12 protein-coding genes are annotated in these 9,600 nt (G+C 67.9%); 6 read left to right on the top strand and 6 right to left on the bottom strand.

Features of this window, described 5'->3' with window-relative positions:
* Window positions 1-79: 79 nt before the first annotated feature.
* Window positions 80-604: an ATP-binding cassette domain-containing protein gene (locus tag IEW15_RS24160; RefSeq protein ID WP_229708701.1), complete on the bottom strand. Its 525-nt coding sequence runs from the start codon at window positions 602-604 to the stop codon at window positions 80-82.
* Window positions 601-1,602, bottom strand: a complete 1,002-nt coding sequence (locus IEW15_RS24165) for an ABC transporter substrate-binding protein (protein WP_229708704.1) — start codon at window positions 1,600-1,602, stop codon at window positions 601-603. The genes IEW15_RS24160 and IEW15_RS24165 overlap by 4 nt, the downstream gene beginning before the upstream one ends.
* Window positions 1,603-1,878: 276 nt before the next feature.
* Between IEW15_RS24165 and IEW15_RS24170 the strand changes: the two genes are divergently transcribed.
* Genes IEW15_RS24170 through blaOXA form a run of 5 tightly spaced genes read left to right on the top strand, consistent with a single transcriptional unit; the run spans window position 1,879 to window position 4,828 of the window.
* A complete protein-coding gene (locus IEW15_RS24170) occupies window positions 1,879-2,583 on the top strand; it encodes a cysteine hydrolase (RefSeq protein WP_188582895.1) in 705 nt (234 codons plus the stop codon).
* Between the two features lie 55 nt (window positions 2,584-2,638).
* Complete coding sequence (locus IEW15_RS24175) at window positions 2,639-3,121, top strand: VOC family protein (RefSeq protein ID WP_188582897.1); 483 nt, start codon at window positions 2,639-2,641, stop codon at window positions 3,119-3,121.
* Window positions 3,118-3,486: an ArsR/SmtB family transcription factor gene (locus IEW15_RS24180; protein ID WP_188582899.1), complete on the top strand. Its 369-nt coding sequence runs from the start codon at window positions 3,118-3,120 to the stop codon at window positions 3,484-3,486. The genes IEW15_RS24175 and IEW15_RS24180 overlap by 4 nt, the downstream gene beginning before the upstream one ends.
* Window positions 3,483-3,983: an SRPBCC domain-containing protein gene (locus IEW15_RS24185; RefSeq protein ID WP_188582901.1), complete on the top strand. Its 501-nt coding sequence runs from the start codon at window positions 3,483-3,485 to the stop codon at window positions 3,981-3,983. Before IEW15_RS24180 ends, IEW15_RS24185 begins: the two co-directional genes overlap by 4 nt.
* A gap of 14 nt (window positions 3,984-3,997) precedes the next feature.
* Entirely contained in the window at window positions 3,998-4,828 is an 831-nt protein-coding gene (gene blaOXA / locus IEW15_RS24190; protein ID WP_188582909.1) for a class D beta-lactamase, read from the top strand.
* Between the two features lie 17 nt (window positions 4,829-4,845).
* Here the strand turns inward: blaOXA and solA are convergent, their stop codons facing one another.
* The 4 genes from solA to IEW15_RS24205 form a co-directional block, all read right to left on the bottom strand.
* Complete coding sequence (solA, locus tag IEW15_RS24195) at window positions 4,846-5,985, bottom strand: N-methyl-L-tryptophan oxidase (RefSeq protein ID WP_229708710.1); 1,140 nt, start codon at window positions 5,983-5,985, stop codon at window positions 4,846-4,848.
* An 82-nt stretch (window positions 5,986-6,067) separates the two neighbouring features.
* Window positions 6,068-6,337 (bottom strand): hypothetical protein, encoded by a 270-nt coding sequence (locus IEW15_RS26175; RefSeq protein WP_229708712.1) that lies wholly within the window; start codon window positions 6,335-6,337, stop codon window positions 6,068-6,070.
* Window positions 6,328-6,777 carry a DNA-3-methyladenine glycosylase I gene (locus tag IEW15_RS26180; RefSeq protein ID WP_229708716.1) on the bottom strand — a complete coding sequence of 150 codons (450 nt, stop codon included), beginning with the start codon at window positions 6,775-6,777 and terminating at the stop codon, window positions 6,328-6,330. Before IEW15_RS26180 ends, IEW15_RS26175 begins: the two co-directional genes overlap by 10 nt.
* 36 nt (window positions 6,778-6,813) lie before the next feature.
* On the bottom strand, window positions 6,814-7,659 hold the full coding sequence (locus IEW15_RS24205; RefSeq protein WP_188582903.1) for an alpha/beta fold hydrolase: 846 nt from the start codon (window positions 7,657-7,659) through the stop codon (window positions 6,814-6,816).
* 183 nt (window positions 7,660-7,842) lie between these two features.
* Between IEW15_RS24205 and IEW15_RS24210 the strand changes: the two genes are divergently transcribed.
* Window positions 7,843-9,429: an ATP-binding response regulator gene (locus IEW15_RS24210; protein WP_188582905.1), complete on the top strand. Its 1,587-nt coding sequence runs from the start codon at window positions 7,843-7,845 to the stop codon at window positions 9,427-9,429.
* Window positions 9,430-9,600: the final 171 nt, after the last annotated feature.

Genomic DNA, 9,600 nt, shown 5'->3' on the forward strand with positions numbered 1-9,600 from the left:
CCCTCAGGTCCGCGATCATTGAATCGAACTCCTGACCGTTTGGGAATCCCCTATGAGTCAGGACTCACGAGATTTGGTATCAGCCCCGCAGCGCGGGGGCAAGCGGACATCGACAGGTTTGGAGCCCATTCTGCAACAGGCTCTTGTGATCCATGAAATCGCCCAGGCCATAGCGGATCAGCAGATCCCGCGCCCGGTCGCGCGCCGCCACCATGTCGCCGCCGCGCAGTTCCGGCCCCAGCAGGGTGTTTTCCAGAATTGTGCGCCACTCGAACAGCGTGTCCTGTTGCAGCATGAAACCCACCCGACGGCCCGGCCCGGTGACCGGCACATCATCGATCAGCACCGTGCCGGCACTGGGCGGCACCAGCCCGGCCAGCAGCGACAGCAGCGTGCTCTTGCCACAGCCCGACTGGCCGACGATGGCGACGAACTCGCCGGCGGCAATGTCGAGGTCGATGCCGCACAGCGCCTCGGTTTCTCCGCGCGGGCTGAAATAGCGCAGGCCCACGCCCCGAAAGGCGATCCGGGGCACTGGCCGGACGGTGGCGGCATCGCCATCGGCCAGGCGCTTCGCTGTATCGTCGGTTATCGTGATGGTCATTTCGCGGCCGCCCTGGCGAAGGCCGGCGCCACCACATCCTCATAGGCGACGCGCGCATCCGGCTTCAGGATGCCGGCATCGACCAGCAGGGTCTGAAGGCTGTCGATGGCGGCCGGCTCGACCAGCGGCGTGGCTTTCCAGATCCCGGCGCTGCGATGGCGCACCACACTGTCGGCGATCAACCCGGTGTCGACGCCCGGGAAATAGGGGGCCAGAACATCGGCGACCGTGGCCGGATCGGCGGTTGCCGTCCAGGCCAGACCCTGGGCGATGGCATCGGTCCAGCCCTGGATGAGCGCCGGGTTCTGGTCGATGAACGGTTCGGTCGCGACGAACACGGTGTAATCGATCGGCCCCACGGCGTTGCCGACATTCGCCACCGCCCGGCCCTTGCCCTCGACCTCGATCCGCGACACGTCGGGCTCGAAGAAGGTGCCATAATCGGCGGTGCCGGCCATGAACGCCCCCACCCGCGCCGGGATCGCTGTGTTGGTGATCAGCTCGACATCGGTTTCCGGGTCCAGCCCCGCCTTGCGCAAGGCCGCTTCCATGAACAGGCCCGGCGCGCTGCCCTTGCGCCACGACATGATCCGGGCGCCCTTCAGGCCCGACCAGTCGAAGCCGCCATCGGCGCCGACACCGGGCGTGTCGTCATGCGCCATCAGGAACGATCCGTCGGTGGCGGTGAGGCCGCTGAAGATCCGGGTCTTCACCGGCGAGCGGCCGCCGGCGATATAAATCGCGGTTTCCGGCCCGACCAGCACGATATCGGCCGATCCCGACAGCAGGGCCGCCGTTGCCTTGTCGCTGCCCTGCGAGACCCCGAAATCGACCTTGATGCCGTGATCGGCGAAAAAGCCCTTGCCGTCGGCCACGTAGAGCGGCGCATAGAACAGCGAATGGATCGGCTCCATGAAGCTGATCGTGGTCGGCTCCGCGGCACCGGCGGTTGCCGGCGCCATCAGCGCCGGCGCCAGGGCCAGGACAAGCGCGCCCATCTGCCGGCGCAGGCGTGGGCCAGGCGAGCGGGTGTGAGGGGTGTGGGCCGGGCGGCCGGGTGCTTGCATAGGCGTGTCACTGCTGACCATCGTCTGTCACTTCCATCCCATGGCGTTGTGCGGCGGGCATTCGCGGATGCTGGGGGCAGACGGTGGAACGCAAGGATCGGGCCAGATCCGGCTTGTTCGCATACTGTCCACTGTATACGATTTAGCGGCCCCCTTGAGCGGCGCATCGCTGACCCAGCGGCGCCAGACTGCACAGGATTTGATCATATGCATGATTATGTGATGCCGGAATGGGCAATGAGCCGGGTGGTCGCCCGTCAGGGCGCGGCACTGGTCCATGATCGGGTGCCGGCTGCCGAGACGGCACTGGTGGTCATCGATCTTCAGTCGTGGTTCATGGAACCGGGCATGCCGGCCGAGGTGCCGGCCGCCCGCGGCATCGTCGGCAATGTCAACCGGCTGGCGGCGGCGCTGCGCGCGGCCGGCGGCACGGTGGTCTGGGTGCGGACGCTGTTCACCGAACAGGCGCTGGCCGAGCTGTCCCATTTCCACCACGTGCTGATGCTGCCCGATCGGATGCGGGCGCGATCGGCGGCCCTGCACGAACAGGCGGCACCGTCCTTCCTGTGGCCGGATCTGGATGTGCAGCCCGACGATCTGGTGGTCGGCAAAACCCGTTACAGCGCCTTCATTCAGGGGGCATCCGATCTGCACGCGCAGTTGCAGGCACGCGGCATCACCGCCGTGGCGGTCGCCGGTACGATGACCAATGTCTGCTGCGACAGCACCGCCCGCGACGCCATGATGCTGAACTATCGCACCACCATGGTCTCCGACGCCAATGCCAGCCTGACCGCCGAGGAACACGCCGGCGCCCTGACCCATTTCGCGCTGCAGTTCGGCGACGTCACCACAACCGACGCCCTGGTCGCCCGCTGGCAGGCACCGGCCGGCGCCATCTCCTGCCCTTGACTCAATGATTTCTATCTGCGTTAAATATTTCATCAGACGTTAAGGAGATGTCGCCATGACCGATCCCTTCCGCCGCCCGACCTTCGGGTCGGCCGTGTTCTATGACGATCCGTTCGCCGCCCTCGACTGGCTGGAAGCGGCGTTCGGGTTCGAGCGAACCATGGTGATCACCGATGCCGAGGGCAAACTGGCCCATTCGGAAATGGGCTATGGCGACGGCTATGTCATGATCGGCCCGATCTGGAATGACGACGTCGCAAGCCCCCGGCAGTTGGGCGGCCGCAACACCCAGACGGTTCATGTCCAGTTGACCGACGGCATCGACGCGCATTGCGCCCGCGCCGAAGCGGCCGGGGCGGTGATCGTGCGGCCGCTGGCGACCCAGTTTTATGGCGACCGTACCTATTGCGCCCGCGACCCGGAAGGCCATGTCTGGAGCTTCGGCCAGACCGTGGCCACGGTCGGCCGCGCCGAGGCCGAGGCGGCGAGCGGGTTGACCATCGACGGCTGGCCCGACCAGCCGGCCGGATCGCGATGAGCGGCGCGGCCGGCGCCGGCATTGATCAGGTTCTGGCGGCGCTAGCCGATCCGCATCGGCGCATGGTGGTGGAACGGCTGCGGGATCGCCCGCATCGCGCCGGAGAGCTGGCCGAGGCGGCGGGATTGAGCGCGCCGGCGATGAGCCGGCACCTGCGCGCGCTGCGCGCAAGCGGGCTGATCGAGGAAAGCCACCCGGATTTCGATGCCCGGGTGCGGATCTATCGGCTGTGCCCGGAACCCATGGCCCGGCTGAAGGCCTGGGTCGACCAGATGGATCAGCTGTGGAGCCGGCAGCTTGCCGCCTTCAAGGCCCATGTCGAGGCGGACACGGCCGACACCACGGATGGAAGCGACGCTGAATGAGCGGATCCGAAATCCTGATCGCCCTGCGCATCCAGGCCCCGGCGGCGCAGGTGTTTCGCGCCTTCGTCGAGGATATCGGCCTGTGGTGGCAGCCGAGCGGCCTGTTTCAGTTCACCGCCGGTCCGCCGGGGCGACTGGCCTTCGATCCACCGGGCGCCGGCGGCCGGCTGGTGGAACGCAAGTCCGACGGTTCGGTGTTCGATATCGGCCACATCACCGACTGGCAGCCGCCGGCACGGCTGGCCTTCACCTGGCGACAGGCCAGTTTCAGCCCCGACCAGACCACCCATGTGACGGTCAGCTTCGAGGCCGTGGGCGACCAGACGCGGGTGAGCCTGCGCCATCGCGGCTGGGACACGATCCCGATCCGCCATGCCGCCCGCCACAATTTTCCCGATGCCGTCTTCCTGCATCGCCATGGCGGGTTCTGGCGCCAACAGATGCAGGCTCTGGCACAGCGGCTGGCCATGGCGGACACAGGCGGAAGGCCATCATGATCAACACATGGCTGATGGCGGCGCGGCTGGCGCTGCCCGCCCTGCTTCTGGCGACACTGTCGCTGCCGGCCGGGCCCGCGCAGGCCCGGACAATCTGCACGGTGATCATGCGCGCCGACACAGCAGAACGGCTGGTGGAGGATGGCGACTGCACCAGCCGGGTGACGCCGGCATCGACCTTCAAGATCGCGCTGAGCCTGATGGGCTTCGATGCCGGCATCCTGACCGGGCCGCATGCGCCGGTCTGGCCCTATCGGCCGGGCTATGTCGCCTGGGGCGGGGCCGCCTGGACGCAGGACACCGATCCCGACCGCTGGATGACCCATTCCGTGGTCTGGTATTCGCAGCAGATCACCCGGGCGCTGGGCATGGAGCGGTTGCAACGCTATGCAACCGCGTTCCATTACGGCAATGCCGACATGACGGGCGATGCCGGCGCGGATAACGGGCTCGACCGGGCATGGATCGGCTCGTCGCTGGCAATTTCACCGCGCGAGCAGGTGGCGTTCCTGGCCGATCTGGTCAATGACCGGCTGCCGGTTTCGGCCGAGGCCCATGTGATGACCCGGCGGATCGTGGAGCGGACCAGCCTCGCCGATGGCTGGACCATCGCCGGCAAGACCGGCGCCGCCCTGCCCCGCCACCCCGATGGCCGGCTGGATCGCGAGCGCGGCTGGGGCTGGTATGTCGGCTGGGCCCGGCGCGGCGACGAGACGCTGGTGTTCGCGACCCTGGCGCAGGACGACCCCGCCGAGGGCGGCGCGCCGGCCACGGGATCACCCGGCAAGCGCCGCCGCGACGCGTTCCTTCAGGCCTGGCCCACCCTGATCGCCAGCCCACCCTGATCGCCAGCCCACCCTGATCAGGCGGCCGGCGCGGTGAACCGGTCATAGGTGAACAGCGACAGGTCGTGGCGGCTGGTGCCGGTGGTGGCCAGATCGGCCAGCACCTCGCCCATCACACTGGCGAATTTGAAGCCATGGCCGGAACAGGGGGACGCCACCACCACCTCAGGGTGCCCCGGCAGGGTATCGACCACGAAATGTTCATCGGGCGTGTTGGTGAACAGGCAGGCGGCCAGCCGCAGGATCGGGCCATCGGCTTCGGGGAAGCAGGCCCGGATCACCCGGCGCAGCGCCTCTTCATCGGCCGGGGTGGGTTCGCGCGACAGGTGGTCGGCATGGCCGCGTTCGCGGAAATGGTTGTACAGCCCGATCTTGAAGCCCGGAATGCCCCAGCTCGGAAACTGATAGACATGGCCCAGATCGGTCGCCACATTCGACACCGGAAACACCGCCGGCGTGAACAGCTCCGGCCGCCGGGGCAGGAACCAGCCCAGCACCTGACGTTCAGGCACCGCGGTGCCGGCAAGCCCCGGCACCAGATCGGCGATCCAGGCCCCCGCCGACACGATCACGCGGCCGGCTTCATAGCGGCCGCGATCGGTGACCACCACCACCCGGCCATTGCCCGGCTCGATACCCAGCACGGTTTCACGCGCATGCAGTTGCGCGCCGGCCGCCACCGCCAGCGACACATGCGCCAGGATCGCCCGTTCCGACGCGACGAAGCCGCCATCGGGCTGATAGACCCCGGCATGGCCATCGGGCAGGCGATAGCCGGGAAAGCGGCGGTTGATCTCGGCGGCGGTCAGAACCTCGTGGGGCAGATCATGCTCAACACAGGCGGCCAGCGCGCCGGTGACGATCCGGCCATCCGCGGGCCCGCCATCGATACCGCCGGTGATGTAGAGAAGCTGCTCGCCCGCCAGCGCCTCGGTCTCGCGCCACAGCTCATAGGCCCGGCGCAGCAGGGGCACATATTTCGGGTGCTCGAAATAGGCCAGCCGGATGATCCGGTTCAACCCGTGCGACGAGCCCATGCTGTGGCCGATATCGAACCGCTCGATGCCCAGCACCGACTGTCCGCGCCGCGCCGACTGCCACAACGCCGCCGATCCCATGCCGCCAATCCCGATGACGATCGTGTCGAAATGCTGCACGGTGATGATCCCGCAAATGGTGTGTACCCGAAGCGGTCAGATTATCAGCGCGGCCAGCGGGGGAACAGGGGGAATGGCCGGATCAGTCGGCATCGATCGACAGCGCCAGGATCTGGCTGATCCGGGTGAGACCATGGCCGCTCTCGGCCATCCACTGGTTCAGCGCCGCCTGGACCGCCGCGACGTCGCGGGTGGATGTCGGCATGCGGTGAACGACGCCTGCCGCCGACAGCGCCGCCAGCACGTCGCCCGACAGGATCAGGCTGTCGACGCCCATCCGGCGCAGAAACACCTGGCCGGTCTTGCCGCCCAGCCGGTTGCCCCGGGTCTTCAGCGCCTGGGTCAGTGCCATAGTGCCATATAGCAGCCGGGCGGCCAGCCGGCGATCCAGGCGCCGACCGAGCCGTGCTCGCAGGCGACCGCCTGGAAGAACACCGCATTCGCGCCCACGGCGCGCAGCTTGGCCGCGTTGCGGATCAACCCGGTATTGCGCAGCAACCGGTCCAGATCGTCATCGGACATCAGGGTCCAGCGCGCGAGGTCGAAACCCTCGAAGGCATCTTCGAAAGCCGGCCAGCGCCGGTCGACCGCCTGCCAGTCGAAACCCGCCTGAAATATCGCATGGGTCGCCTCGGCCAGAAACCGGTGATCAGGTGTGGCACGCAGCGCATCGGCGCTGCGGGGTTGCAGAAGACGGGCTGTCAGTGCCGTCGGCCCACCATGGCGGGCAGCAGCGCGCGCCTCGATATCGGCGAAAGCAGGCAGTACGGGCGTTGTCGGCAATGGGGGCATCGGCAGGGTTTCCGGTGCGGGCGGGACCGACCAGGGTCACCGCCATATGGTCGGGCGTTCTTCACCAGAGGTGGCCAGATGCCGGGCCAGACATTGCAGCACCGCATCGGGGGCGGTCAGATGCGGCAGATGGCCGGTGGCGTCGATGACATCCAGGGTCGATCCGGCAATGCTGTGATGCAGCCAATCGGCCACCGCCCGCGGCACCGCCATGTCGGCGCAGGTCTGGATCAGATGAGTGGGGCGCCGCAGCCGCGGCACCACGTCGCGCATATCGGACTGAAAGACGGTCTTCACGGTGGCGAGCGCGATATCGGGGCGGATCTGGAACAGCGTGCGGGCGACCTCCTCCACCGCCACGTCGTCGGGCATGCCCACCGCCGCCGACGCGAAACCCGTGGCCCAGGCTTGGAAATCCGCCGCCGCCGCGGCATAGAGCCTGTCCAGATCGCCCTGTTCGAAGCCGCCGGTATAACCGTCATCGTTCAGATAGCGCGGCGAGGCGCCGATCAGCACCAGCCGGCTGAACAGGTCGGGCCGCGCCACGGCGGCGGCGGCGCCGATCATGCCGCTCATCGAATGGCCGACATGGATGCAGTCGCTGATATCCAGCTCGTCCAGAATGGTCAGAAGATCGTCGGCATAGCCGAACAGCGAGCCATGGCGCACGCGATCATAAGTCTCGGCGCCATCGGGGCCGGCGCCGGCGAGGTTATAGGTGACGACGCGGAACCGTGCCACGGCCCAGGGCATCAGATGCGCCCAGGCCGACCGGTCGCCCCCGAAGCCATGGGACAGAACCAGGGTCTGCGGCTCGGCCTCGTCCGGGCCGTCGGCGTCCCGGCCGGAGATCTGGCCGGCAAGCTCTTGAAAACGCGTCATCTACCTTCCCCTGCACGGCCGCGGGCGTCGTGACCGCAACAGACCACGATATCGGCCCGGCAGACGGGTGCCGGGGCCGCGGTGTCGAAAATTCTTCACACAGGTAACCGCGCGGCAGCGCATGCCGGCCTGATACCATAGGTTCCCTGTTTGAGAGGGTCACCGATCGTGCCGCCTGCCGCAATGCCCAACCCTGTTCCATCCGACGATCGGCTGGCAAACGACCCGCTGGTGGATGCGATCGAGAGCGCGTCGGAAGCCTTCGTCATCTGGGATGCCGATGACCGGCTGCTGTTCTGCAACGATCATTACCGGAATTTCTTCGCCGAGCCCGACCGCGTGCGCCGCGGCGTGCCCTTCGACGATCTGGTCGAGATGAACATCGTCTACACCAGCATTGCCGAAATCAGCCTGCTGCCCAGCGGCTGGGATCCCGATCGCTATCGAACCTTGCGCAAGGCCTGCCACGCCGGCGCGGCCGATACCTTCATCCAACTGCGCGACGGCCGCTGGCTGCAATCGCGTGAGCGTCGCACCCGCGCCGGCGGTATCGTCGGGATCTATTCCGACATCACCGAACGGATGCAGACCGAAATGGCGCTGGCGGCGGCGAAACGCGCCGCCGACGACGCCAATCTGGCCAAATCGCGGTTCCTGGCCGCCGCCAGCCATGATCTGCGCCAGCCCCTGCATGCGGTGGGCATTCTGATGTCGGCCCTGCAGGCCCGGCTGACCACCGACCGCCAGACGACCATAGCCGCCCAGATCGGCGACTGCCTGGACACGGTGACCGGGCTGTTCGACGCGCTGCTCGACATCTCGAAACTGGATGCAGGCGTGATCGCGCCGGCGATGACCGCCCTGCCGCTGGCACCGGTGCTGCGCAGCCTGCGCCGGGAATTCGCGCCACTGGCGCATCGCAAGGGGCTGCGGCTGACGGTTCTGGACAGCCGCGCCACCGCCCGCAGCGATCCGGCGATGCTGGGCCGCATCCTGCGCAATCTGGTGTCGAACGCGGTCAAGTATACCAGCGCCGGCCGGGTGCTGGTGGGCGTGCGCCATACACCCCATGGCCTGCGCATCGATGTGATCGACACCGGCCCCGGCTTCGACCCGGCCGAGGCGGAGGCGGTGTTCCGCGAGTTTCACCGGCTGGACGGCGCCGACAGCGAACAGGGCATCGGCCTTGGCCTCGCCATCGCCGACCGGCTGGCGCGGCTGCTGGACCACCGCCTGTCGGTCGACACCCGCCCCGGCCACGGCACCCGGTTTTCACTAACCTTGCCGCGCGTTTCTCTGGCCCTGCCCCGCACCGATGCCGGCATCACGGCCGCGACACCTCTCCCGCCCGATCATCAGCCGCCTCGGGGTCTGGCCGGCGCCCGGCTGCTGATGATCGACGACGACCCCGACATCCGCGCCGCCGCCGCCCTGCTGTTCGACGCCTGGGGCTGCCACGCCGCCCTGGCCGCCGGCCCCGACGATCTGGATGCGGCCCTGGCCCGGCTGAACGGCCCGCCGGATGCGGTGATTCTGGACTATTTCCTGAAGGATGGCTGGACCGGCGCCCGGCTGGCGCCGCTGCTGACCGACCGGCTGGGCCATGCGGTGCCGATGCTGATGGTCACCGGTGAGACCACCCCCGACCTGCTGCGCGAGGCACAGCGCCTGGGCTTTCCGGTGCTGCACAAACCGCTGCACCCGATACGTCTGGGAGCGGCGCTGCGGCAGATGGTGGGGCGGCGTGGTCGCCCCGGAGGCACACCATGATGCGCAAGCGCCAAGATTCCGATACTGCCGCCTCCGTCGACCGCCGCCATCCGCGAGCCGGTGCTCCGCACGGATGGCGGAGATCTGTTGCTAGCATTACAGTTGCGTATTTCCTAAAGTTCTGAATCAATGGGTGACCATGATTCGGAGGGTCATGGAATGTCTGGTTCG

This window comes from Tistrella bauzanensis (assembly GCF_014636235.1).
Lineage (GTDB): Bacteria > Pseudomonadota > Alphaproteobacteria > Tistrellales > Tistrellaceae > Tistrella > Tistrella bauzanensis.